The sequence below is a fragment of the Ideonella benzenivorans genome (assembly GCF_020387415.1).
Lineage (GTDB): Bacteria > Pseudomonadota > Gammaproteobacteria > Burkholderiales > Burkholderiaceae_C > Ideonella > Ideonella benzenivorans.
The window spans coordinates 324,759-349,386 of the sequence record NZ_JAGWCB010000008.1 but is presented as its reverse complement, the minus strand read 5'-3'; the positions used below and the strand labels follow the sequence as shown (position 1 = coordinate 349,386).

The following is a 24,628-nucleotide window of genomic DNA, read 5'->3' as shown; positions in this document are numbered from 1 at the left end:
AGGCTTCACTTCCCCGATAGCTCAGTTGGTAGAGCGCCGGACTGTTAATCCGTAGGTCCCTGGTTCGAGCCCAGGTCGGGGAGCCAAAATTCGAAGGTGTCACTCAGACACTGACAAGACGCCAAGGTGCCACCGCATGCCTTGGCTGACATAAATACCGTTCCCCGATAGCTCAGTTGGTAGAGCGCCGGACTGTTAATCCGTAGGTCCCTGGTTCGAGCCCAGGTCGGGGAGCCAAATCTGAAGCCTCATTCGCGCAAGTGAATGGGGCTTTTTTCTTGAGCCTGCGCCGGGAGCCCTCGTTTGAACCCGCTTGAATCGCTGCGCGAAGGCCTGAGCCCGGACACGCACCGCCTGACGCTGACCGGCTGCGGTCTGCGCGAACTGCCCGCCGAGGTCTACGATCTGGCCGACACGCTGGAGGTGCTGGACCTGAGCGGCAACGCGCTGGACACACTGCCGGAAGACCTGCCCCGGCTGCACCGCCTGCGCATCCTGTTCTGCTCGAACAACCGCTTCACCCGCCTGCCCGAGGTGCTGGGGCGCTGTCCGTCGCTGGAGATGATCGGCTTCAAGGCCAACCAGATCCGCGAGGTGCCGGCCGCCGCCTTGCCACCCCGTCTGCGCTGGCTGATCCTGACCGACAACCAACTCGAGACGCTGCCGGAGGCCCTGGGGCAGCGTGAACGGCTGCAGAAGCTGGCCCTGGCCGGCAACCGACTGCAATCCCTGCCGGACAGCCTGGCCGATTGCCAGCAGTTGGAGCTGGTGCGCATCGCCGCCAACCAGCTGACCGCCCTGCCCGACGGCCTGCTGGCCCTGCCCCGCCTGGCCTGGCTGGCCTGTGGCGGCAACCCGATGAGCCTGGACCAGGAGGCGGCAGTGCGGCAGCACTCCGAACTGCCGGAGGTCGCCTGGTCCACCCTGCAGTGTCTGCGGCTGCTGGGCGAAGGCGCCTCCGGCCAGATCCACCACGTCCGCGGTGCGGCAGGCCACGACGCCGCGCTGAAAGTGTTCAAGGGCGAGCTGACCAGCGACGGTCTGCCCGGCACCGAGCTGGCGACCTGGTTGCAGGCCGGCACCCACCCCGCGCTGATCGCGGTGCAGGCCCGGCTCACCGGCCATCCCGCCCAGGCCCAGGGGCTGCTGATGCCGCTCATCGGGGCCGAGTTCCAGCCGCTGGCCGGCCCGCCCAGCCTAGCCTCCTGCACCCGGGACATTTACCCGCAGGCGCTGCGCCTCTCGCCCGCCGCCGTGCGCCAACTGGCGAGCGACATGGCGTCGGCGCTCAGCCATCTGCATGCGCGCGGCCTGGCCCACGGGGACTTCTACGCCCACAACATCCTGCACGATGCAGCGGGCCACGCCCGCCTGGGCGACTTCGGCGCCGCCACCTTGCTGGCCCCGCTGCCGACCGCCCAGGCCTTGGCCCTGCAGCGGCTGGACGTGCGTGCCCTGGGCTGCCTGCTGGAGGAACTGCTGGAACGCTGCACCGAGGCGCCCGCGCCGGCCCTGGCCGCGCTGCGCGATGCCTGCCTGAGCCCCGTACCGCAGCAACGCCCCAGTGCGGCCGAGGTGGCGCAGGCGCTGCGCGCCCAGTAAGCACGGCGGCCTCAAGCGGCCCCGTCGTCCTCTTCCCGGTATTCTTGCGCGGCCCGGGTGCCGCAGGCGGCCCGACCCAGCTCACGGGCCCGCAGCAGGCCGCGCTGCACCTTGCCGGAAATGGTGCGCGGCAGCTCGGCAAATTCGATCCGCCGCACCCGCTTGTAGGGCGCCAGGTGCTCGCGTCCGAAGCGCATCAGGTCCTGGGCCAGCGCCGGGCCGGGCGTCCAGCCCGGCTTCAGGCTCACATAGGCCTTGGGATAGGCCAGACGGGTCTCGTCCGGATAGGGCACCACCGCCACATCCGCCACGGCCGGATGCTGCAGCAACACCGCCTCCACCTCCGGCGGGCTGATGCGGTAGTCGGAGGACTTGAACACATCGTCGGCCCGGCTCAGGTAGTAGAAGCCGCCGTCGGCATCACGCCGCGCCAAGTCCCCGGTGCGGTAGTGGCCGGCCCGGGTGGCGCGGCCGTTGCGCTCCGGGTCGTGGGCGTAGCCCAGCATCAAGGGCGGCAGCGGGCCATCCAGTGGCAGGCTGATCTCGCCTTCGCGGGCCGGGTGGTCCTCGGCTTCCAGCAGCTCCACTCGGTAGCCGGGCATGGGCCAGCCCATGCAGCCGGGAATCAGCGGGCACCCGGGCGGATTGCCGATCTGGCAGGTCGTCTCGGTCTGGCCATAGCCATCGCGCAGGCACAGCCCCCAGTGCGCACGCACCGCCTGGATCAGGTCGGCCTGCAGGGGCTCACCGGCGCTGAGCACATCGGTGAGCGACACCGGGCGCGGCCCCAGCCCATCCTGCAGCAGCATGCGCCACACCGTCGGCGGGGCACACATCGAGCGGACCGGATGGGTGGCCAGGGCCTGCAACAGCGCCGGCGCACTGAAGCGGGACCGGTTCAGCACGAACACGCCAGCTCCCGCATTCCAGGGCGCGAAGAAGGTGCTCCAGGCGTGCTTGGCCCAGCCCGGGCTGGAGATGTTCAGGTGCAGGTCGCCCGGCCGCAGGCCCAGCCAGTACATGGTGGACAGATGGCCGACGGGATAGCTCTCATGGCTGTGGGCGACCAGCTTGGGCTGGGTGGTGGTGCCGGAGGTGAAGTACAGCAGCAGCGGGTCACTGGCCCGGGTCTCGCCCTCGGGCTGGAAATCGGTCGAGGCCGCAGCGGACTCATCGTAGGCCCGCCAGCCCGGGGCCGCCTGCCCGACCACGATGCGGGTGTAGTCGCCGGCGATGGCCTCGAACTTCCCGCGCTGGTGGGCGGCGCAGATCACATGGCGCACCTCGCCCCGGGCAAAGCGGTCGGCCAGGTCCTGCGGCACCAGCTGGGCGGTGGCCGGCACGATGACCGCCCCCAGCTTCATCAAGGCCAGCATCGATTCCCACAGCGCCCGCTCGTTGCCCAGCATCAGCAGCACCCGGTCCCCCCGCTGGATGCCCTGGCTGCGCAGCCACACCGCCACCTGGTGGGAGCGCCGGGACAGCTCGGCAAAGCTCACCCGCTCCTCCCGGCCGTCCTCATGCACGATCCACAGCGCCACCGCGTCATTGCCACGGGCCATCGGGTCGAAATAGTCCAGCGCCCAGTTGAAGCGTTCCAGCCGCGGCCAGCGAAAGCCGGCGCGGGCGGTGGCCAGGTCCTCGCGATGGTCCAGCAACCAGCGGCGGGCGGCCAGGAAGCCGGCCACCCCCTCCACCGTCACCGGGGCGTCCACAAGGTCTGTGCTCACGACGGGTTCCTTTCCACGGGGTCACGGGCCCGCCCCTGCGTCTGCAGATGCCGGTAGATGCGGCCCCGCGAAATGCCCAGTTGCTTGGCCGCCTGGGACACATTGCCGGCACAGGCGCTCAGCGTGCGGTCGATCAAGGCGCGGCTGGCCTCGTCCAGCCGTTCGGCGGCGGGCGCCTCGGGGGTGGGCGGCTCCGCGGCCGGCACTTCCGGCAGGGTCGGTGGCGTCCGCCGCGCGGCTGGCCGCAGCCAGACCGTGAGGCCGTTGGGCAAGCCCAGGGGGCGGGCCTGTGGGTCCTGGGCCCAGGCCGCCAGTGCGGCTCCGCCCAGGCCCAGCAGGGTCGGCACGTCGGGCAGCACCTCCCCCACCACCCCGGTCAGGCGGCGCGCCACGCCGTTGAGCCAGGCCACCCGGTCCGGTGCGTCGATGCACAACAGGCCGGCCAGCGGCGTGCCCAACAGTTCGGGCGAGGTCTGGAATTCCAGCACCAGGGCCTCCGTCCCCGCCTGCAGCCGCAGCAAGCGGTGCTCGATCGCGGAAGCATACTGGCCCGCCACCGCCACCGGGTCGAAGCCAAAACCCTCCGCCTGAGCCACCAACAACAGCCCCCCCGCCACCTGCCCCTGTCGGTCCAGCACCGGCGCTGCAGCGCTCTGCTGCCCTGCCTGCACCTGGAAGAAATGTTCCGGGCCACGCACCTGCTGGGGCTGCCCCAGCTGCAGCGCCAGGGCCACCGCGGTGCCGCCCTGGGCGGCCTCGGACCAGTCTTCACCGGCCGTCAGCCCGGGGGCGCCTGACCAAGCTTCCAGCAACACCCCCTTCGGGTCGACCAGGGCGATCCCGATCGCGCTGGCCCGCAAGGCCTGCCGGAGTTCCTGCAACGGCGCCTCGGCGGCCTGCCGCAGGTCCCGGGCATGGCGGCGGGCCGTGTCCAGCCGCAGCCCAGAAATCATCGTCGTCCCCGGCCACCGGTCGGCCTGCAACCCCAGGGTCTGGCAGCGGATCCAGGACTGCAGCACCGCCTCGGGCACCAGGCCGGTGGGGCGCTGCCCCTGATCGAAGAAGCGTTCGCGCGCGAGCGCCCATCGCTGTTCGGGCGTCGAGAAAAAGGGGCCGGCGGTGAGGGTCGTCAGAGAAACAGGTGGCGACATGAACGAGAAGGCCCGGACACCGCCAGGACTGCGGCAGGCACAGTGCCCAGCCTAGCCGCTGTCAGCGCTTCGCCAATGCGGGGAAATCCTCCTCCCAGAATTCCAACGCGCCGCGCTGGCCCTCGGCCACGCGGGCGGCCTCGCCCTTGCGCAGCACCGCGCGCTGGATCTTGCCGGAGATGGTCTTGGGCAGCGTGGCGAACTCGATGCGGCGGATGCGCTTGTAGGGTGCCAGGTGCTCGCGGCAGAACTGGAAGATGGACAGCGCCGCCTCGGGCCCGGCCACCACCTCGTCGCGCAGCACGATCACGGCCTTGGGCACCGACAGGCGCAGCGGGTCCGGGCTGGGGATGACCGCCGCCTCCACCACATCGGGATGCTCGATCAGCACCGACTCCAGCTCGAAGGGGCTGAGCCGGTAGTCCGAGGACTTGAACACGTCGTCGGCCCGGCCGACATAGGTGATGTAGCCCTGGGCATCGCGCTGGGCCACGTCGCCGGTGCGGTAGCGGCCGTTGCGCATCACCTGGGCCGTCTTTTCCGGGTCGCCCGCATAGCCCAGCATCAGGCCCAGCGGGCGGGCCTCGCCCAGTTCCAGGCTCACCTCGCCTTCCTCGGCGGGTTGGTCGTCGATGTCCAGCAGCACCACCCGGTAGCCCGGCAGCGGGCGGCCCATGCTGCCCTCCTTCACCAGCTGCCCAGGCGTGTTGCCGATCTGGCAGGTGGTTTCCGACTGGCCAAAGCCGTCGCGGATGGTCAGGCCCCAGGCCTGGCGCACCCGTTCGATGACCTCGGGGTTGAGTGGCTCGCCCGCCCCCACCAGCTCGCGCAGCGCCACCTTCCAGGCCGAAAGATCCTGCTGGATCAGCATGCGCCACACCGTGGGCGGCGCGCACAGCGAGGTCACGCCCTTGTCGCGCAACACGTCCAGCAGCGCCGGTGCCTGGAAGCGGCTGTAGTTGTAGATGAACACACAGGCCCCGGCGTTCCAGGGGGCGAAGAAGCAGCTCCAGGCATGCTTGGCCCAGCCCGGCGAGGAGATGTTCAGGTGGATGTCGCCGGGCTTCAGGCCGATCCAGTACATCGTCGACAGATGCCCCACCGGGTAGCTCTGGTGGCTGTGCAGCACCAGCTTGGGCTTGGAGGTGGTGCCAGAGGTGAAGTAGAGCAGCAAGGGGTCGGTCGCCCGGGTCTCCCCCTCGGGCGTGAAGTCCACCGGGGTGCTGTAGGCCTGCTCGAAGCGCTGCCAGCCCGCCACCTCGGCCCCCACCACGATGCGGGTGTAGGCGCCAGGCATCTCGTCGAACTTGGCGGCATGGGCGTGGCCTACGATCACATGCCTCACATCGCCCCGGTCGAAGCGGTCGCGCAGATCGTCGCCCACCAGCAGCGTGGTGGCCGGGATCATCACCGCGCCCAGCTTGATCAGGCCCAGCATGGCCTCCCACAGCGGCCGCTCGTTGGCCAGCATCAGCAGCACGCGGTCACCGCGCCGCACGCCCTGGGCGCGCAGCCAGTTGGCCGCCTGGCTGGAACGCTGCGACAGTTGAGCGAAGCTCAGCTTCTCCTCCCGCCCGTCCTCCTCGACGATCCAGAGCGCGGTGGCCGGGTTGTCGCGCGCCATCACGTCGAAATAGTCCAGGGCCCAGTTGAAGCGGTCCAGCGCCGGCCAGCGGAAACCGGCGTAGGCGGTGTCGTAGTCTTCCCGGTGGTCTTGCAGGAACTGGCGGGCCTGCAGGAAGGCGGCGGTGGAGGACTGGGGATGCATGGCAGCTCGCGTCGAAGGGGCCGGACCGATGCGGACCCCATGTCCGCCTCCCCGGCATGCCACGCAGCTTAGGCAGCCCGTGCCCGGGTCAGAAGCCTGGGACAAGCCCCGATGCCAGTGTGTTCCGGCGCGGAACACCTGGCCATTTCTTGGGTCAGATCAAACGCCAGCCCGCTCCAGGCCGAATATCCCCAGTTCACGGGTAATTACTGGCACAGAAGGCTGGCCCGATTTGTGCAGACGAGCGATAATAAGAGGTTATCGAGGCTGGCCTGGGTACCCATAAGGCAACCCGCCCTGCTGAACCGGTTGTTGTACTTTTTCGTTTGAGGAGCGTATTTGGCCAAGGACGATCCCAAGACCGCCATCGACGCCGGTGGTCTGCGTTACCGCTCGAAAGTGGCGGGTTCCCCCTTCTCCGCGACAGGTGCCTTCGGCGCCGCCACGATGTCGTGTTTCCTGTGTGGCAAGCATCGCCCCCGGGCTCAGCTGAAATCGCGCAAGCTGCTCGGTAAATCCCAAGCCGTGTGCGCGCCTTCGTGCAAAGAGCTCGAAGAGATGCTGGCGACCAAGAAACCCTGAAATCGCCTGATCGGCGCACCGTCAAACACGGTGCGCCGTTTTTGTTTTCAAAGCAGTCCATGCACGACGCCGAGCCGCCCCCGCCGGGTGAACCGCTTCACCCCTTCGGCGGCGAAATGCCACTGCCCCCGGACGTCGAGGCCCCGTCCTTGCCCTTGTCCCGCCGCGAACGTGCGGCGGTGCTGGCGCGCATCCAGGCCTTGATGGAGTACTGGGGCATCACGGTCGAGGACCTGGAGGCGCCGACCCCGGTCGTGGCGCCCGAGGCGCCCGCCGGGCCGCGGCCGGTGAAGTACCGCCACCCGGTGACCGGCGAGACCTGGGACGGCAGCGGCGCCCACCCCGAGTGGCTCCGCCGCGCCCTGCTCAAGGAAGGTCTGCGGGTGGAAGAGCTGCGGCCGGCCGAGACCCAGCCTGCCCCAGCATCCGGAGAAGACCGCTGACCCGCCGGGTCGGCTGGGCCATCGCCGCCTCCAGCGCACCGGCACGGGCCGCCACCAGCGTGAAGGCCTCGCGGGCCCGGGTGATGCCGGTGTAGACCAGTTCCCGGCTGAGCAAGGGCCCGGCCTGCTCCGGCAGCACCAGGACGGTGTGCGCGAACTCCGAACCCTGGCTCTTGTGCACCGTCATGGCGAATGCGGTCTCGACATGGGCCAGGCGCCCGACACCGACCGAACGCAGCTGGTCGCCGTCCAGGAACCAGGCGCGCAAGGTACCGCCCCGGGCGCTGGGCAGCACCATGCCGATGTCGCCGTTGAACACCCCCAGCGTCGGGTCGTTGCGGGTCACCATCACCGGCCGGCCCACGTACCACTCCCCTTGCGCCTTCAGCCCCAGGGAGCGCAGCGCCTGCGGCACGGCCCGGTTCAGCCCGTCGGTGCCCCACGGGCCTTCGCGCACGGCGCACAGCAGGCGGCAACGGTCGAAGGCCTGCAGCACGCGGCGCACCCAGTCTTCGTGAGCGGCCGGCGTGGCCACCCCGTCCGCACCGGCCGGCGCCTGGGCCAGCAGCGCCACATAGGCGCCATAGCCGCCCGGTGCGCCGGCCCGGCCAGCGCGCGCCAGGGCCAGCACCGCGTCCGGCGCGCCCCCTTGCAAGGCCTGCACGGCGCCGCCCGGCGGCTGGGCCAGCAGGGTCTGCACGGTGGCCGCGTCGCCGGCGTTGACAGCCAGGGCCAGGCGCCCGATGTCGCCGCCAAAGCGGCGGCTCTCGCGCAGCATCACCGTGTGCTGAGCCAGGGCCGGGCCCTGCGGGTCGGTGAAGGCAGGCGGCACCGCCACGCCGGCCGCCGCCTGCAGGTAAGCGGCGCTGGCCGCGTCGTAGCGGCCGGCCTGGGCATCCCGGCACAGGTCGCCCAGCACCGCCCCGGCCTCCACCGAGGCCAGCTGGTCCTTGTCGCCCAGCAGCACCAGCCGGGCCGTGGGCGGCAGCGCGGCCAGCACGGCGGCCATCATCTCCAGGTGGATCATCGAGGCCTCGTCGACGATCAGCACGTCCAGTTCCAGCGGGTTCTGCGCATGGTGGCGGAAGGCGCGGGTGTCCGGCCGGGCGCCCAGCAAGGCGTGCAGCGTGCGGGCGGCGCCGATGCGCTCGGTCAGGCCGCGCAGGTCCAGCGCCTCGCCCAGGCGCTGCTGCAGGCCGGTCAAGGCGCTGTCGATGGCCTGCTTCAGGCGGGCCGCCGCCTTGCCGGTCGGGGCCGCCAGGGCCACCCGCAGGCGTTGCGGGTCGTCCGCCTGGGCCAGCAGCAGGGCCAGCAGCCGGGCGGCGGTGTAGGTCTTGCCGGTGCCGGGCCCGCCGGTGATCACGGTGAGCTGGCCGCGCAGCGCCAGGGCGCAGGCGGCCTTCTGCCAGTCCGGCCCCGCCGCCGCTTCGGCAGCGGGCGGGAACAGGCGGTCCAGCCAGTCCCGGGCCCGGGCCACCGCGGCGGCCTCCAGCACGGTCTCGGCCGCGCAGCGCTGGTTCACCGCCTGAGCCACCGCGCGTTCGTGGTGCCAGTAGCGACGCAGGTAGAGCATGTCACCGTCCAGCACCAGGGGCTGGCCGCCATCGGCCGCAACCGCCACCCCACGCACGGCCGTGCTGCGGGCCAGGGCCTGGGTGGCGGCCGTCACGCTGCCCACACCGTCCTGCCACAGGGTTTGAAAGGCCTGCAGCCCTTCGCTGGGCCAGGCCAGCACCGTCTCCGGCCGCTCGGCCAGCGCGTGCAGGTCCAGCCCGGTGTGGCCGTGGCCTTCCAACTGGGCCAGCACGGCGCTCAACAGCAGCACCGCCGGCTCGGCCGCGGGGTCCAGCTCGGCCACCAAGTTGGCCAGGGCCCAGTCCAGCCGACGCAGCCAGCCGGCATCCATCCAGGCTTGCAGGGTCGCCAGCAGGGCCGCGCGGTCGGGCACCGGCGTGGCCGGTGGCGGGTCGTCGCCAAACAGCGGCAGGGTCAATGCATCACTCAGCATGAAGTCTCCTCGCCTTGCCCCAACCAGCGGTCCAGGGCGTCCAGCAAGGCCATCGGCGGCGGCAGGTGCAGGGCACCGCGGGTGGGGCCGTCGATGCCGCGCAGGAACAGGTAGAGCGCACCGCCCAGCTGGGTCTCGGGCTGGTAGGCGTCGCCCAGCCGAGCCCGCAGCAGCCGGTGCAGGGCCAGCAGGTAGAGCGCCGCCTGCACGTCATAGCGGTGCTGCAGCATCGCGTCCTCCAGCGCCCGGCCGCTGTAGGCCGCGCCATCCGGCCCCAGCTGGTTGCTCTTGTAGTCCAGCACCCAGTAGCGGCCATCGTGGGCGAACACCAGATCGGCAAAGCCCATCAGCATGCCGTGCAGCTCGCGCGCGGTCAGGGCCGGACGATCGCGCCCGGGCAGCAGGTGGGCACGGCACAGGGCGTCCAGCTCGGCCACCGGCAGGCATTCGGCCGGCAGCCAGAACTCCATCTCGGGGAGCAACTCGGTGAGCGCTGCCAGCGGCGCCTCCAGCCCCGGCAAGGGGGTGCGGCACAGGGTTTGCAGCCACTGCAGCACGTCAGGGGCCGCCTCGGCCCGGCCGCTGCGCTCGATGCGCCGGCGCAGCGCCTCGGCCACGCCCGGGGCCTCGGCCTGCGCAAAGCCTTCGCCCGCCAGCCATTCGAGCTGGTCGTGCAGGAAGTTGCCGGCCAGCGCGCCGCGCTCGAAACGGTGCCAGGGCGCCGCAGTGGCCTCCGGTGGCCGCGCCGCGCCCTCGGGCGTCGCGGTGACTTCGTCGTCCGCCGGCCGCCAGGCATGGGTGGCGGCCAGGCCACCGGTGCCGTCCAGCCCGCCCAGATCGCGCACCAGGGCCGAAAAGCTGCCGATGCCCCAACGGCGGTCGAAGGTGGCGTCGTAGACCGGCGCCTCGACCAGAGCCGGCGGCGGCTCCCGCGGGGCCAGCGGGGTGACCGGAATGTCCGCCGCCGCGGCCTGCAAAGCCATGGACGGGCAGCCCTCGGCCATGGCCTGCAGCGCCGCGCCCAGGGCCTCGGGCGTGCGGGCCTCGGGCCCCGCAACCAGCCAGCCGGCCGCGCTGCGGTGGGTCTTGCACTCCTTGCTGTTGCCGATCGTCAGGGCCGGCAGACCCAGCCACAGCGCATGGCGGGCCCGGGTCAGGGCCACGTAGAACAGGCGCAGGTCCTCGCGCAGCCGCTCCCGCTCGGCCCAGAGCAGGTCCTCCTCATCGGGCGCCAGCTTGAGCTGCAGGCCGCCGCCCGGCGTGGCCTCGCGCAGCACGAAGGGCGTGCTCTTCTTGTCGGCCTGGCGCACGCTGGCGGCAAAGGGCAGGCAGACCACCGGGTACTCCAGCCCCTTGCTCTTGTGCACGGTGATGACCTGCACCAGATCGGCATCGCTTTCCAGGCGGACGATCTGCTCGTCCCCGCCACTGCCCCGGCCCTGCTGGGCATCGTCGATGGCCTCGGCCAGCCAGCGGATCAGGGCCTGCTCGCCCTCCAGCTGGGCACTCTGGGTCTGCAGCAGTTCGGCCAGGTGCAGCACATTGGTCAGACGGCGCTCGCCTTCGGGCTGCGACAGCCAACGCGCGGCCAGCTGCAGCCGGTGCACGGTCTGGCGCAGCAAGGGCAGCACGCCCTGCCCCTGCCAGATGGCCTGCAGCGCCCGCATCTGCTCCGCATAGGCGTCGAAGGCCTCGTCATCGTCGGCCAGGCGCGCCAGCGTGTCGAGCGACAGGCCGACCGTGGTGGTGGCCAGCGCCGCCCGCACCAGCCGGGTGTCCTGCGGTTGGGCAACCGCGCGCAGCCAGCGCAACAGGTCGGCCGCTTCGTCGCTGGCCAGCACCGATTCCCGGTCCGACAGGTAGACCGAGGCCACCTGCCGCCGGCGCAGCGCCTGGCGCACCGCCCGCGCCTCGCGGCCGCTGCGCACCAGCACGGCGATGTCGGCCGGCCGCAGGCGCTGCAGCGGTTGGCCCGCGCGCTCGAAGCCGGTGGCCGGCTCGTTGAGCCACTGCACGATCTGCTCGGCGCAGCGCTCGGCAAAGGGCCGCAGGTGGCCGTCGGCCGAGGCCGGTTGCAGGTCGTGCACCCAGGTCAGCGCCGGCACCGCCTGCCCGGCATGCACGAAGCGCTCGGGCCGGCCCTGGGCAGCCACCGTCTCGAACGGCACCGGGTTGTGCCCGGTCTGCGGGTCGCGGTAGTCGAAGGCGCCCGCGCCGGGCCGGGCCTCCGCCTGGGCGAAGCAGTGGTTGACGGCCGCCACCAGCGCCTGGGTCGAGCGGTAGTTCGTGCCCAGCATGTGGTGGCGGCCCTCGGTGGCCTCGCGGGCCTGCAGGTAGCTGCCGATGTCCGCGCCGCGGAAGCGGTAGATGGACTGCTTGGGGTCGCCGATCAGCAGCAGCGCTGTGGCCGGGTTGTTGGCCGACACGCGGTAGAGGCCGTCGAACAGCGCGTACTGCAACGCCGAGGTGTCCTGGAATTCATCCACCAGGGCCACCGGCGTCTGGCCGATGATGCGCTGGCGCAGCGCCTCGCCACGCGGCCCCTGCAAGGCCTGCAGCAGGCGGCGCTGCAGGTCGGCAAAGCCGAACTGGGCCGCTTGGCGCTTGAGCAGGGCCAGGCGATCGGCAATGCGGGCGGCCGCATGCAGCCGCGGCGCCTCCGTCACCGAGGGCAAGGTGGTCAATGACGCCGCCAGGGCTTCCAGCGCCGCCAGCGACGGCGGCCAGGCTGGCTCCGGTGCCCCGGGCTTGCGGGCCTCGCGCAGGCCGGCCTGGCTCAGGCGATTCCAGCCGGCTTTGAGGTCGGGTAGCTCGCCCACCGCGGAGTCGCCCTGCGCCCAGGCCGCCAGTGTGTCCAGCCAGCCGGTGACGTTGGCCGCTTTCAGCTTGCGGCCGTCCCAGTCGGCCTTGTGGTCGGCCAGCTGGGTCAGCAACCAGTCGCGCAGGCCGGCGGCCTGCTCGGTCCAGCCGACGCGCAAGCGCGCCAGGGCTTCGGCGCGGCCCTGGGTGGCGCGGGCCAGCACCTCGCCCAGCGTGCCCTGCCCCGCATCGGCCGGACGCGGCAGGTCCAGCAAGGGGGCCACATCGGCTTCCAGCGCCTCGACCCGGGGCCAGAGCGCCAGGGCCGTGTCCAGCGCCTCGCCGGTGAGCGGATAGACCTGGCGCCGCCAGTGGTCGTGCACCGCCTGGGTCAGCAGTTGGGCCTCGTCGGGGGCCAGCTCTTCCTCGAACAGCTGGCCGCTGTCGAAGGCGTGCTCGCGCAACATGCGCTGGCACCAGGCGTCGATGGTGTGGATCGCGGCATCGTCCATGCCCTCGGCCGCCAGGGCCAGCCGCCAGGCGGCGCGTTGGCGCTCACCGGCATCGGGGTAGGCGGCCAGCAGCTCGGCCAGCAGCGGGTCGGACACCGTCTGGTCCTCCGGCGCCCGGAAGGCTTGCGCCGCTTCCAACAGCCGGGCCCGGATGCGGTCGGACAGCTCGCGCGTGGCGGCCCGGGTGAAGGTCATCACCAGGATCTGGTCCGGCCGCAAGGGGCCGCCCGAGAACGCCAAGGCGTCACCGTGGCCCAGCACCAGCCGCAGGTAGAGCGCCGCGATCGTCCAGGTCTTGCCGGTGCCAGCACTGGCTTCGATCAGCTGGCTGCCCGCCAACGGGAAGCGCAGGGGGTGCAGGGGGTGGCTCAAGCGCGGTCCTCCCGATCTTCAGCTGCTTCGGCATCCAGCAGCCCGCTGCCGTGCACCTCGATCCGAGTCTGTGTGCGCACCCATTGCCACCACGGCCGGTACAGCGCCTCGGCCCAGTGGGCGAACTGGCCGTCGGCCGTCAGCGCCTCGTGGTCCGGGTACAAGCGCGCCAGGCAGGCCTCGCGGCCCTCGCCTTCCGTGTTGAAGCTACCGTCGTAGACCTCCTGCGGCGTGGGGCGCTCGTCGCTGACCCAGGCCAGCGCAGTGCGCGCGGCCACCGGCAGCGGCGCCGCCATGCCGGCCTGCCAGGCGGCCAGCAGCTGCGGCAGCAGCTGCCGGGCCTGCGCCGGCTCGGGTGGCGTGCAGCGCACGGTGGCATCCCGCCCCACCAGCACGGCCGAAACCGGGGTGCCCATGGCCGCCGCCGCCAGCGTGATCAGCCAGGGCTGCAACAGCGCCTCGGGCCTGGGGGCGGGGTCGTCCAGGCTGCCCTTGCACAGGCGGCGCGCGGTGGGCAGCAGGGCCACGGGCAGGCTGGTCCCCTGGCGGCGCAGGCCCTGCAACCAGTCCTGCAGCTGCACCGGGCCGGACTGGGCCTCCACCGGCAGGTGGGGCGCGAGGTCCGGCCATTGGCTCAGCTCGCGCTGCCAGGCGCTCAACATGGCCTGCAAGGCCTCGCCCAGTTCACGCGCGGTGCGTTCGCCGGGCCCACCCAAGGGCAAGGCGCCCTGGCGCCGCAGCCGCGCCACCTGGGCCTGCACGCTGGCCTCGCCCAGTGGCGTCGTGGCCACCTGCAGCGCGGCCAGCGCCTGCCCCATCAGCTGGTCGATCAGCCCGTAGGCCGCCAGGCCGTCCAGCGCAAAGCATTCCTCGTCCTCGGCCGCGGCCTGTTCCGCCTCGAACACCACCCCCAGCCGATGGCGGAAATGGGCCTGGACCGGGTTGCGCAGAAAGCGGGCCAGCGCCTCCAGCGTCAGCGTGGTGGGCGCGGTCTCTTCTTCCCGCGCCGCCTCGGCCGGCGCCACGGGCGTCAGCGCGCCCTCTTCTTGCGCCACATGGGCCTGCCGCCATTCGCGGGCATAGGTGAGCAGCGGCGTGCCGGGCTCGAAATAGCGCCGGCTGAAGGGTTGCAGCGGATGTTCCGTGGTGCGCTCGGCCACCGCCTGCGGGCTCCAGCCCGCGGCCAGGTAGTCGCGCAGTTGGGCCACCAGCACGGACGGCGGCTGCGCGGTGTTGTCGCGCACGCTGCGGCCGGTCCAGCTCACATACAGCTGCCGGCGGGCCGACAGCAAGGCCTCCAGCATCAGCTGGCGGTCGTCATCGCGCCGGGCGCGGTCACCGGGCCGGGCCTGGCCGGGCTGGGCCATCAGGTCGAAGTCGCTGCGCGGCGCGCGGCGGGGATAGTCACCCTCGTTCATGCCCAGCAGGCACACCACCTCGAAGGGGATCGCGCGCATCGGCATCAGGGTGCAGAAGGTGACGCCGCCGGCGCGGAAACGGCGGTTGAGCGCCGGTTCCTCCAGCGCCTCCAGCCAGGCCTCGCGGGCCACGGCCAGCGGCACCGGCTGGTCGAAGCCGGCCAGCGCGCAGTCACGCAGCCAGTGCGACAAGGCCTCGTCCAGCGCCTGCAGGGCCTGGCGCTCGTCCTCGTTGGTGGCGCGAAACAGCTGGGCCAGCAACTGGCGCCCGCGCTCGGCCCATTTGGCCGGCGTGGCGGCCGTGTCCAGCACCGGCCACCAGTGGTTCAGGCGGGTCAGCAGCTCGGCCAGCCCGCCGGCCAGCTCGGCCTCCAGGCCAGCCACGTCGGCATGGGGCTCGATGCCGGCGAACGGCTCGGCATCCGGCCTGTCCTGCGCCGGCGCTGCCTCGCCACTGGCATAGCCCATCAGCATGCGGCGCATGGCCCACCAGGCACTGTTGGCCGGCCCGCATTCGGGCAAGCCCAGACGGCTGCGCTGGGCCTCGGACAGGCCCCAGCGCAGCCCCGCATCGCCCATCCACTGCACCAGCCGCGGCAGCGTCTCCTGCGACAGGCCAAAGCGCGCCCCCAGCGCCGGCACCTCCAGCAGGTCGCGCAGCTCGCTGGCGGTGCAACGCTGCTGGGGCAGGTACAGCAGCCATTCCAGCGCGGCCACCACCGGACTGCTGCGTCGCGCGCTCAGGTCGGCGATGTCAAACGGGATGTGGCGCGGATCGTGTCGGCCGTACTGGCCGAACACCGCGTGCACGGCGGGTGCCATGGCCTCGATGTCGGGCACCATCACGACGACGTCGCGCGGCGCCAGGGGTCGGGCACCCGGGGCGGCCGGCTGGGCCAGCAAGGCCAGCAGCTGGTCGTGCAGCACCTCCATTTCACGCATCGCGCTGTGGGCGATGTGGAAGACGATGGAGCGGTCTTCGGGCGCCAGCGTCGGATGGGGATGTTCGGCCAGCGGTGTCAGGTCGCGGATGTGGGCCTGCACCTGGCGCAGCAGCGGCAACGTGACCGCACCATCGTCCGCCCCCTCCTCGTCGAACAGGTCGATGCGCGGAAGGGCGAAGCGCTGGCGTGCCTGCTCCGCATCGTCGAAGGCATCGAGCTGGCGCACGAAGTCCCGACCCTGGCGCCCCCAGGCGGCCAGCAGTGGGTGGGCATGCAGGTGCAGCGCCTCCAGCGGGGTCTGCGACAGGTCACGCCCCTGGCGAAAGGGCTGGCGATGGCGCTGCTGGCGCAGCAGCTCCCGCCCGTCGATGATGTCGGCCCAGTGGTAGCGACAGGGGTTGGGCACCGCCAGCACCACCTGGCTGTGGCCGGCCAGCGCGGCCAGCAGCTCCAGCGTGGGCAGCGGCACATGGGTCATGCCGAACAGCACGATGCGGCGCGGCAGACGCCCGGCCAGCGGGCCGGCCTCCCGCAGACGGCTCAGCACCAAGCCGTGCAAGCGGGGGCGCAAGGCGCCCAGCGCATCCGGCCCCACCGACGCCAGCAAGGCGCGCCACAGCAAGGGCTGCCAACGCTGGTCCGGCGGCACCGCCGGGGCCTGGCCATGGCCATTGCGCAGCACGTCCCGCCCTTCGGCCCAGTCCTCCAGCCAATCGGCCCGGTAGACCTGGTACTGGTCCAGCAGGTCCGCCAGCCGGCGGGCCAGTTGCAGCAAGCGGTCCGGGTCGTCGTCGTGCAGAAAGCCCGCCACCGGGGCGAAGCCCGGCTGGTCGCACAGCGCGGGCAACAGCCGCACCAAGCGCCAGGTCAGCGCCGCCTTGTCCAGCGGCGACTCGCGCGGCACACCATCACGGCCCAGCACCTGGCGGTACAGCCACCACTGGAAGCGCGCTGGCAGTTCCACCCGCGACGCGGCACACACGCCCTGCGTGCTGGCCAGCGTCATCTTCAGCCATTCGGCCATGCCGTTGCTCTGCACCAGCATGATCTCGTCTTCCAGCGGTCCCAGCGGCTGACGGGCCAGCCAGCCGGCGACGGTGTCGGCCAGCAGTTCGGCGCGGTTGCCGTGCAGAACCAGCAGACCGGTGGGAAGGGTTGCGCTCATGGTGCAAGTATCGGGCGGATGCAATCGGCCGTGAGCTTGCCAGGCTGCAGGCTCAAGCAGCGAGCCAGGCGCCACAACGCAAAAAGCCCGGCTCCTTTCGGAACCGGGCTTTGCTTTTCTTTGGTCGGGGTGGCGGGATTCGAACTCGCGACCCCTTGCACCCCATGCAAGTGCGCTACCAGGCTGCGCTACACCCCGACTGAAGCTAAAAGTATATACCGAAAATTTGTCAGATGGAAAGGAGTTCGTGAATGGACTGCAATTCGTCGCGCAGCTGGGCCAGGCTGGGGTTGGCCGGCAGCGGCGGACGCACGCTCAACTCGGCCATCGCGACATGGTGGGACAGTGCCGCCACGGGAACCGCCCCGATCGGCTCGGCGAGGGTCACCGCGTCATCACCCTCCGCCTCGGCGGCCAGTGGCACCACCGGCGTCGGCTCAGCCCCCGCCTCCAACAGGCGGTTGCGGGCGCCACTGATGGTGAAGCCTTGGTCGTACAGCAACTCGCGGATGCGGCGGATCAGCAGCACCTCATGGTGCTGGTAGTAGCGCCGGTTGCCGCGTCGCTTCATCGGCCGCAGCTGGGTGAATTCCTGTTCCCAGTAACGCAGCACATAAGGCTTCACGCCGCACAGCTCGCTCACCTCACCAATGGTGAAGTAGCGCTTGGCGGGAATGGCCGGCAGCTCGCGGGGGGCGTCTGACATGGTGGTTCAACAGCCTTGAAACCTTCGGCCGAGATGGCGAAGGCATGCTGGGCAGAAAACTTTACTCGAAGTCCTGCGACGGCGGGACTTCTCCCTGCACCACCGCCTTGAGCTTGGCGCTGGCATGGAAGGTCACGACATTGCGGGCCTTGATTGGGATCGATTCGCCGGTGCGGGGGTTCCGTCCCGGGCGCGGGGCTTTGCGACGAATTGCAAAATTCCCGAACCCGGAGAGCTTCACATCCTCCCCCTTGACGAGGGCGTCGGTGAGGATGTCGAAGAAGGCTTCCACCATGTCCTTCGATTCCCGCTTGTTCAGGCCCAGCCGCTCGAACAGCAGTTCGGACAGCTCGGCCTTGGTCAGCGTGGGCGTCTCGACGGAGGTGAGCAGCACGCGCTCACCGCCGGGCAGGTCGTCCTGGGAGTCCATGCTCATGGGTTCCTTTTTGTTGCGTATCAACCGCGCAGGCGAGCCGCATGGGCCGACTGCACACGGGCCACCGCAGCGGCCATCACCGCCTCGATGCGCTCGTCGTTGAGCGTGGTCTCGTTGTCCAGCAGTTCCAGGCGCACAGCCAGGCTGCGTTCGCCCGCCGGAATGTCGGCCGTGGGCTGGGCCGGCTTGTAGATGTCGAACAGCACCGCACCACGCACCAGCCCTTGCGGGTCGTCACGCAAGGTGTTGGTCAGGGCCTCGTGGGAGACCTTGTCCGACACCACCAGCGCCAGGTCACGGAAGGTGCTTTGCTGACGCGGCACCGGCTGGGCCACCGGCACCGGACGGGCCTGCACCGCCGCCATGTCGAGCTCGAACAGCACCGGCGCCTGCGGCAGATCATAAGCTTGGCGCCACTTGGGATGCAGTTCGCCCACATGGCCGATCACCACCCCATCCAGCAGCACGGCCGCGCAACGGCCCGGATGCATGGCCGGATGCTCGGCCACCTGGTAGCTCGCCTTGTACGGTGCCAGCAGCGACTCGACATCGCCCTTCACGTCAAAGAAGTCGACGTTGCGCTCCACCTCGCCCCATTGCAGCGGCAGGGCCTGGCCATAGGCCAGACCGCCGACATGCATGGGCTGGTTCACGCCGGCCACGCTGGTGTCGGTGGAGGCCACGGCGGCGTCGCGCCAGAACACACGCCCGACCTCGAACACCCGCACCCGCGCGGCGCGGCGGGCCAGGTTGTACTTGAGCACATTGACCAGGCTACCCATCAGGCTGGAACGCATCACCGCCAGCGGGGCGGCGATCGGGTTCAGCACCTTGATCGGGTCGTCATTGCCCGAGAGCTCACGCTCCCAACGCTCTTCGACAAAGCTGAAGTTGATCGTCTCCTGGTAGCCCAGGGCGGCCAGCGCATGGCGCACGGCATGGCCGCTGCGACGCGCTTCCGGGCGGACCTTCACCGTCACCGGGGCCAGCGGCGGCGTGGCCGGCAGGCGCTGGTAACCCAGCACGCGCACCACTTCCTCGATCAGGTCTTCCTCGATCGTGAGGTCGAAACGCCAGGACGGCGGCGTGACGGTCAGCTCGCCCTCGCCTTCCGTGAAGCGCAGGCCCAGGCGCTGCATCACGCCAGCGCATTCGGCCTGGGTGACGGGCATGCCGATGACCTTGGCCGCGCGGGCCACGCGCAGGCGCACCGGCTTGCGCTCGGGCATGGCCGGCTGCACGTCGGTGATCGGGCCGGCCTGGCCGCCGCAGATCTGCTGCACCAGCGCGGTGATGCGCTCGATGTGCTCCACCGTCTGCTGCGGATCCACGCCGCGCTCGAAGCGGTGGCCGGCATCGGTCGAGAAGTTGAAGCGGCGCGAGCGGCCGGCGATGGCCGAGGGCCACCAGAAGGCCGCCTCAATGTAAATGTTGCGGGTGTCGTCGGACACCGCGGTCGCATCACCGCCCATGATGCCGGCCAGCGATTCGACGGCCTGGTCGTCGGCGATCACGCCGACCTGGCCATCGACCGTGATGGTGTTGCCGTTGAGCAGCTTGAGCGTCTCACCAGCCCGGCCCCAGCGCACCTGCAGACCGCCGTGGATCTTGTCCAGGTCGAAGATGTGCGACGGGCGGCCCAGTTCGAACATCACGTAGTTGGAGATGTCCACCAGTGGGCTGACCGAGCGCTGGCCGCAACGCGCCAGGCGTTGCACCATCCAGGCCGGCGTCTGGGCCTTCGTGTTGACGCCCCGCACGATACGGCCGGAGAAGCGGCCACACAGGTCCGCGGCCTGCACGTCCACCGCCAGCGTGTCCTGCAGCGCAGGCGCCACCGCATCGAAGCGGGGCGTGTTCAGCGGCGTGCCGGTCAGCGCGGAGACCTCGCGCGCCACGCCATACACGCTCAGGCAATGCGCCAGGTTGGGCGTGAGCTTGAGGGTGAACAGCGTGTCGTCCAGGTTCAGGTACTGACGGATGTCCTGGCCCAGCGGGGCATCGGCCGGCAGTTCCAGCAGGCCGCCGTGGTCCTCGCTGAGCTGCAGCTCGCGGGCCGAGCACAGCATGCCGAAGCTCTCCACGCCGCGCAGCTTGCCCACCTTGATCTGGAAAGGCTTGCCATCCTCGCCCGGGGGCAGCTCGGCGCCCACCAATGCCAGCGGCACGCGGATGCCCACGCGGGCATTGGGCGCGCCACAGACGATCTGCAGCAGACCATCCTTGCTGTGCGCGCCGGCATCGACCCGGCACACGCGCAGGCGGTCAGCATTGGGATGCTGCTCGGCCTCGACGATCTCGGCGACGACGATCTTGCTGAACGCGGGGGCGGCCGGCCGCAGTTCTTCCACCTCCAGCCCGGCCATGGTCAGCAGGTCGGCCAGTTCTTGGGTGGTGATGGGCGGGTTGCAGAACTCGCGCAACCAGGATTCAGGGAATTGCATGATGGGAATCCGAAGATGTTCTGGAAAACGGCGGAAGCGGCAGGACGGTGGACCGCCCTGCCCGGCTCACTTGAACTGGCTCAGGAAGCGCAGGTCACCGTCGAAGAACAGGCGCAGGTCGTTCACGCCGTAACGCAGCATGGTCAGCCGGTCCGGGCCCATGCCGAAGGCAAAGCCGATGTAACGCTCCGGGTCCAGGCCGAAGTTGCGCACCACGTTCGGATGTACCTGGCCGGAGCCGGCCACCTCCAGCCAGCGGCCCTTGAGGGGGCCGGAAGCGAAGGCGATGTCCACCTCGGCCGAGGGCTCGGTGAACGGGAAGAACGACGGGCGGAAGCGGATCTCCAGGTCGTCGGTCTCGAAGAAGTTGCGGAAGAAGTCGGCAAAGACCGACTTCAGGTCCTTGAAGGACACGTTCTCGCCGATCCACAGGCCTTCGCACTGGTGGAACATCGGCGAGTGGGTGGCGTCGCTGTCCACCCGGTAGGTGCGGCCCGGCGCGATGACGCGGATCTCGGGCATGGCCTGACCGGCCGCCAGCGCGGCGGCGTGGCGCTTCACATGCTGCACCGCATGGCGCACCTGCATCGGGCTGGTGTGGGTGCGCAGCAGGTGGCCGCTGCCGTCCGGCGCCTTCGTGTCGGCGTAGAAGGTGTCGTGCATCGAGCGCGCGGGGTGGTCGGCCGGCGTGTTCAGCGCGGTGAAGTTGAACCAGTCCTCCTCGATCTCGGGGCCGTCGGCCACCTCGAAGCCCATGGAGCCGAAGATGGCCTCGATGCGCTCCAGCGTGCGGGAGACCGGGTGCAGGCCACCCACGCCATGCTGGCGACCGGGCAGCGTCACGTCCAGCGCCTCGGCCTTCAGATGGGCCTGCATTTCGGCTTCGGCCAGGGCCTGGCGGCGCGCGGTCAGCAGCGCCTCGATGCGCTGCTTGGTCTGGTTGATCTCGGCCCCGCGGGTCTTCTTCTCCTCATGCGACAAGGCAGCCATGCCCTTGAGGAGTTCGGTCACCTGACCGGCCTTGCCCAGATAACGGGCCTTGGCGTTTTCCAGCTCGGCTGGCGTGGCGGCCGCGGCGAAATCTGCCTGCGCGGCACCCACCAGTTGGTCGAGATCGTTCATGTTCGGTGCAAATCAATGAAAAAAGGCCGACACCGGGGGTGACGGCCTTTGAGAGCCTGAGAGGGTTCCCAAAGCCTGCAGAGCAGGCCCCGGTCACCCAGCAGGGTTATCAAGCAAGCTGGGCCTTCACCTTGTCGACGATGGCGGCAAAAGCGGCCGGATCGTGGATGGCCATGTCCGACAGGACCTTGCGGTCGATGTCGATCGAGGCCTTCTTCAGACCAGCCATGAACTTGCTGTAGGTCAGTCCCAGGCTGCGGGCGCCGGCATTGATACGGGCGATCCACAGTTGGCGGAACACGCGCTTCTTGGCACGGCGGTCACGGTAGGCGTACTGGCCCGCCTTCATCACCGCCTGCTTGGCGATGCGGAAGACGTTCTTGCGGCGGCCGCGGAAACCCTTGGCCAGGGCCAGAACCTTCTTATGACGAGCGCGGGCGGTAACACCACGTTTGACGCGAGGCATGTGATTTCTCCTTCAGTCTTGGTGGATTACAGGCCGGCGAACGGCAGCATCTGCGCCATGTGACCCATGTTGGTCTCATGCACAGTCACTGCACCACGCAGGTGACGCTTGTTCTTGGTGGACTTCTTGGTCAGGATGTGACGCTTGAAGGCTTGACCGCGCTTGACGGTGCCACCCGGACGGACGCGAAAACGCTTCTTCGCGCTGCTCTTGGTCTTCATCTTGGGCATGTGAATGCTCCTTTTATGACACCTCTGCTGGGCGGCAGCGCGGCTACGCTGCACTTGATGGCCTGCAGTGGCTTCTCTTCAACCACCCGATGACCAGACCGGGCGGTGAAACCTTGAAAACGCTTACTTCTTCTTCGGGGCCAGCACCATGATCATCTGGCGACCTTCGAGCTTGGGCATGTGCTCCACCACCGCCACATCGGCCAGCTCGTCGCGAATGCGTTCCAGCAAGCGCATGCCGATGTCCTGGTGGGTGATTTCACGTCCGCGGAAGCGCAGCGTGACCTTGCCCTTGTCGCCATCCTCGGCGATGAAGCGGCGCAGATTGCGCATCTTGATGTTGTAGTCGCCTTCGTCCGTGCCCGGACGGAATTTGACTTCCTTCACCTCGATGACCTTCTGCTTGGCCTTGGCCTCGGCAGCGCGCTTTTGCTCCTGGTACTTGAACTTGCCATAGTCCATCAGCCGGCATACCGGCGGATCGGCCTGGGCAGCAATTTCGACCAGATCGACGTCGTGCTCGGCTGACAGCCGCAAGGCTTCCTGAATGCTGACGATGCCCAACGGCTCGTTCTCCACGCCATTCAGTCGCACCTGGAGTGCGGTGATCTCGCGGTTGAGTCGATGCTTGCGCTCGACGTTCGGCATCCGACGGTCGGCAAAGGTAGCGATGGTGAAAACCCCTCATGCGGGCTTTCCGGCAAGAGGAAAACCCCGTTAGAAAAGACTGGAACGCAAAAAACCGAGGTTGCCTCAAACCTTGGTGGCGATGTCGTTCGCGAGCTTCTCTTGGAACTCTGCGAGGGACATGACACCCAGGTCCTGGTTGCCTCGGGCGCGCACCGCGACGGCCCCGCTTGCCTTCTCCTTGTCACCCACGACGAGGATGTACGGAACCTTCTGCAACGAGTGCTCGCGGATTTTATACGTAATTTTCTCGTTACGCAAATCCGCCAGCGCCCTAACTCCTTGTTTTTGCAGCGCTTTCACCACGCTTTCCACGTAGTCCGCCTGGGCATCGGTGATCGAGGACACCACGACCTGCGTCGGCGCCAGCCAGACGGGCAGCGCACCGGCGTGCTGCTCGATCAGAATGCCGATGAAACGCTCCAGGCTGCCGACGATGGCGCGGTGCAGCATCACCGGGTGCTTGCGGGAACCATCCTCGGCCACGTACTCGGCGTCCAGGCGCTGCGCCATCGAGAAGTCGACCTGCATCGTGCCGCACTGCCACTGGCGGCCCAGCGCGTCCTTCAGCGTGTATTCGATCTTCGGGCCGTAGAAGGCGCCATCGCCCGGGGCAATGACGTAATCGCAACCGGAGCGGCGCAGGCTCTCCATCAGGGCATGTTCGGCCTTGTCCCAGATCTCCTCGGCGCCGATGCGTTTTTCCGGCCGCGTGGCGACCTTGTAGAGGATGTCCGTGAAGCCGAAGTCCTTGTAGACCTTCTGCAGCAGCTCGGTGTAGGCCACGCACTCATCAAGGATCATGTCCTCGGTGCAGAAGATGTGGCCATCGTCCTGCGTGAAGGCGCGCACCCGCATGATGCCGTGCAGGCCGCCGGTGGGCTCGTTGCGGTGGCAGGCGCCGAATTCACCATAGCGCAGCGGCAGGTCGCGGTAGCTCTTGATGCCCTGCTTGAAGATCAGGATGTGGCCCGGGCAGTTCATCGGCTTGAGCGCGTAGTCGCGCTTTTCCGATTCCGTCGTGAACATGTTCTCGCGGTACTTGTCCCAGTGGCCGGTCTTCTCCCACAGGCCCTTGTCCAGGATCTGCGGGCCCTTGACCTCCTGGTAGCCGTTGTCGCGGTAGACACGGCGCATGTACTGCTCGACTTCCTGCCAGACCGACCAGCCCTTGGGATGCCAGAACACGGTGCCCGGCGAATGCTCGTCGATGTGGAACAGATCCAGTTCGCGGCCGAGCTTGCGGTGGTCGCGCTTCTCGGCCTCTTCCAGCATGTGCAGGTACTGCTGCAGTTCGTCCTTGCTGGCCCAGGCCGTGCCGTAGATGCGCTGCAGCATCTCGTTGCGGTGATCGCCGCGCCAGTAGGCGCCGGCCACCTTCATCAGCTTGAAGTGCTTGAGCTTGCCGGTGCTGGGCACGTGCGGGCCGCGGCACAGGTCCTCGAAGTCGCCCTCGCGGTAGAGCGAGACGTCCTGATCGGTCGGGATGCTGCCGATGATCTCGGCCTTGTAGGCTTCGCCCATGCCCTTGAAGTGGGCCACCGCCTCGTCACGCGGCAGCACGCGGCGCACCACCGGCTCGTCCTTCTTGGCCAGCTCGGCCATCTTCTTCTCGATGGCGGCCAGGTCTTCCGGCGTGAACGGGCGCTTGTAGGCGAAGTCGTAATAGAAACCGTTCTCGATCACCGGGCCGATGGTCACCTGGGCCTCGGGGAACAGCTGCTTGACCGCATAGGCCAGCAAGTGGGCCGTCGAGTGGCGGATCATCTCCAGCCCCTCGGGCTGCTTGTCGGTGATGATGGCCAGCGCCGTGTCCGCCTCAATGCGGTAGCTGGTATCGACCAGCTTGGCCGCCTCGCCGCTGCCGACCTTGCCGCCCAGGGCGGCCTTGGCCAGGCCGGTGCCGATGGACGCCGCCACCTCGGCCACCGTCAGCGGGGCCGGGTATTCGCGTTTCGAGCCATCGGGCAAGGTGATCGTGAGCATCAGGAACTCCTCATGGGGCACCAACCGGTGCCGTGCTGAATTTTTCAGAGGGGACGC

General features: G+C 69.7%; 17 protein-coding genes and 3 tRNA genes. 5 read left to right on the top strand and 15 right to left on the bottom strand.

The features are described from left to right. Positions 1-10 precede the first annotated feature (10 nt). The 3 genes from KGA65_RS07285 (at position 11) to KGA65_RS07275 (ending at position 1,602) form a co-directional block, all read left to right on the top strand. Positions 11-86: transfer RNA gene (locus tag KGA65_RS07285), tRNA-Asn, on the top strand. A gap of 75 nt (positions 87-161) precedes the next feature. Beyond that, positions 162-237: transfer RNA gene (locus KGA65_RS07280), tRNA-Asn, on the top strand. Positions 238-303: 66 nt separating this feature from the next. Then, positions 304-1,602, top strand: coding sequence for a leucine-rich repeat-containing protein kinase family protein (locus KGA65_RS07275; RefSeq protein ID WP_225862477.1), 1,299 nt, complete (start codon positions 304-306; stop codon positions 1,600-1,602). 11 nt (positions 1,603-1,613) lie between these two features. On the opposite strand, the gene KGA65_RS07270 is transcribed toward KGA65_RS07275, so the two are convergent. The 3 genes from KGA65_RS07270 to KGA65_RS07260 all read right to left on the bottom strand — a co-directional run bounded on the left by KGA65_RS07270 (position 1,614) and on the right by KGA65_RS07260 (position 6,251). Further along, a complete protein-coding gene (locus tag KGA65_RS07270) occupies positions 1,614-3,299 on the bottom strand; it encodes an AMP-binding protein (protein WP_375142617.1) in 1,686 nt (561 codons plus the stop codon). A 29-nt stretch (positions 3,300-3,328) separates the two neighbouring features. Next, a complete protein-coding gene (locus KGA65_RS07265; protein WP_225862475.1) occupies positions 3,329-4,483 on the bottom strand; it encodes a helix-turn-helix domain-containing protein in 1,155 nt (384 codons plus the stop codon). A gap of 61 nt (positions 4,484-4,544) precedes the next feature. Further along, positions 4,545-6,251: an AMP-binding protein gene (locus KGA65_RS07260; RefSeq protein WP_225862474.1), complete on the bottom strand. Its 1,707-nt coding sequence runs from the start codon at positions 6,249-6,251 to the stop codon at positions 4,545-4,547. Between the two features lie 339 nt (positions 6,252-6,590). Between KGA65_RS07260 and KGA65_RS07255 the strand changes: the two genes are divergently transcribed. Both KGA65_RS07255 and KGA65_RS07250 read left to right on the top strand, forming a co-directional pair. Next, positions 6,591-6,833, top strand: coding sequence for a hypothetical protein (locus tag KGA65_RS07255; RefSeq protein WP_225862473.1), 243 nt, complete (start codon positions 6,591-6,593; stop codon positions 6,831-6,833). A 116-nt stretch (positions 6,834-6,949) separates the two neighbouring features. Beyond that, entirely contained in the window at positions 6,950-7,276 is a 327-nt protein-coding gene (locus tag KGA65_RS07250; protein ID WP_225862472.1) for an H-NS histone family protein, read from the top strand. On the opposite strand, the gene recD is transcribed toward KGA65_RS07250, so the two are convergent. The 12 genes from recD to thrS all read right to left on the bottom strand — a co-directional run bounded on the left by recD (position 7,200) and on the right by thrS (position 24,571). Then, on the bottom strand, positions 7,200-9,284 hold the full coding sequence (gene recD / locus KGA65_RS07245) for an exodeoxyribonuclease V subunit alpha (protein WP_225862471.1): 2,085 nt from the start codon (positions 9,282-9,284) through the stop codon (positions 7,200-7,202). The genes KGA65_RS07250 and recD overlap by 77 nt on opposite strands. Then, positions 9,278-12,967, bottom strand: coding sequence for an exodeoxyribonuclease V subunit beta (gene recB, locus KGA65_RS07240; protein WP_225862470.1), 3,690 nt, complete (start codon positions 12,965-12,967; stop codon positions 9,278-9,280). The genes recD and recB overlap by 7 nt, the downstream gene beginning before the upstream one ends. Next, the gene (gene recC / locus KGA65_RS07235; protein ID WP_225862469.1) at positions 12,964-16,494 is read right to left on the bottom strand and encodes an exodeoxyribonuclease V subunit gamma; all 3,531 of its coding nucleotides are present in this window, start codon (positions 16,492-16,494) and stop codon (positions 12,964-12,966) included. The genes recB and recC overlap by 4 nt, the downstream gene beginning before the upstream one ends. Positions 16,495-16,615: 121 nt before the next feature. Continuing rightward, positions 16,616-16,692: transfer RNA gene (locus KGA65_RS07230), tRNA-Pro, on the bottom strand. A gap of 31 nt (positions 16,693-16,723) precedes the next feature. Next, positions 16,724-17,200: a MerR family transcriptional regulator gene (locus KGA65_RS07225; protein ID WP_225862468.1), complete on the bottom strand. Its 477-nt coding sequence runs from the start codon at positions 17,198-17,200 to the stop codon at positions 16,724-16,726. 61 nt (positions 17,201-17,261) lie between these two features. Beyond that, positions 17,262-17,630, bottom strand: coding sequence for an integration host factor subunit alpha (locus tag KGA65_RS07220; protein WP_225862467.1), 369 nt, complete (start codon positions 17,628-17,630; stop codon positions 17,262-17,264). A 26-nt stretch (positions 17,631-17,656) separates the two neighbouring features. Beyond that, positions 17,657-20,080 carry a phenylalanine--tRNA ligase subunit beta gene (pheT, locus tag KGA65_RS07215; RefSeq protein WP_225862466.1) on the bottom strand — a complete coding sequence of 808 codons (2,424 nt, stop codon included), beginning with the start codon at positions 20,078-20,080 and terminating at the stop codon, positions 17,657-17,659. A 66-nt stretch (positions 20,081-20,146) separates the two neighbouring features. Continuing rightward, positions 20,147-21,202, bottom strand: coding sequence for a phenylalanine--tRNA ligase subunit alpha (gene pheS, locus KGA65_RS07210; RefSeq protein ID WP_225862465.1), 1,056 nt, complete (start codon positions 21,200-21,202; stop codon positions 20,147-20,149). 109 nt (positions 21,203-21,311) lie between these two features. Then, positions 21,312-21,668 (bottom strand): 50S ribosomal protein L20, encoded by a 357-nt coding sequence (gene rplT / locus KGA65_RS07205; protein ID WP_022981258.1) that lies wholly within the window; start codon positions 21,666-21,668, stop codon positions 21,312-21,314. Positions 21,669-21,694: 26 nt separating this feature from the next. Further along, on the bottom strand, positions 21,695-21,898 hold the full coding sequence (gene rpmI, locus KGA65_RS07200; RefSeq protein WP_225862464.1) for a 50S ribosomal protein L35: 204 nt from the start codon (positions 21,896-21,898) through the stop codon (positions 21,695-21,697). Positions 21,899-22,021: 123 nt separating this feature from the next. Then, positions 22,022-22,546 carry a translation initiation factor IF-3 gene (gene infC / locus KGA65_RS07195; protein WP_225862463.1) on the bottom strand — a complete coding sequence of 175 codons (525 nt, stop codon included), beginning with the start codon at positions 22,544-22,546 and terminating at the stop codon, positions 22,022-22,024. 105 nt (positions 22,547-22,651) lie between these two features. Further along, positions 22,652-24,571 carry a threonine--tRNA ligase gene (thrS, locus tag KGA65_RS07190; RefSeq protein ID WP_225862462.1) on the bottom strand — a complete coding sequence of 640 codons (1,920 nt, stop codon included), beginning with the start codon at positions 24,569-24,571 and terminating at the stop codon, positions 22,652-22,654. Positions 24,572-24,628 lie beyond the last annotated feature (57 nt).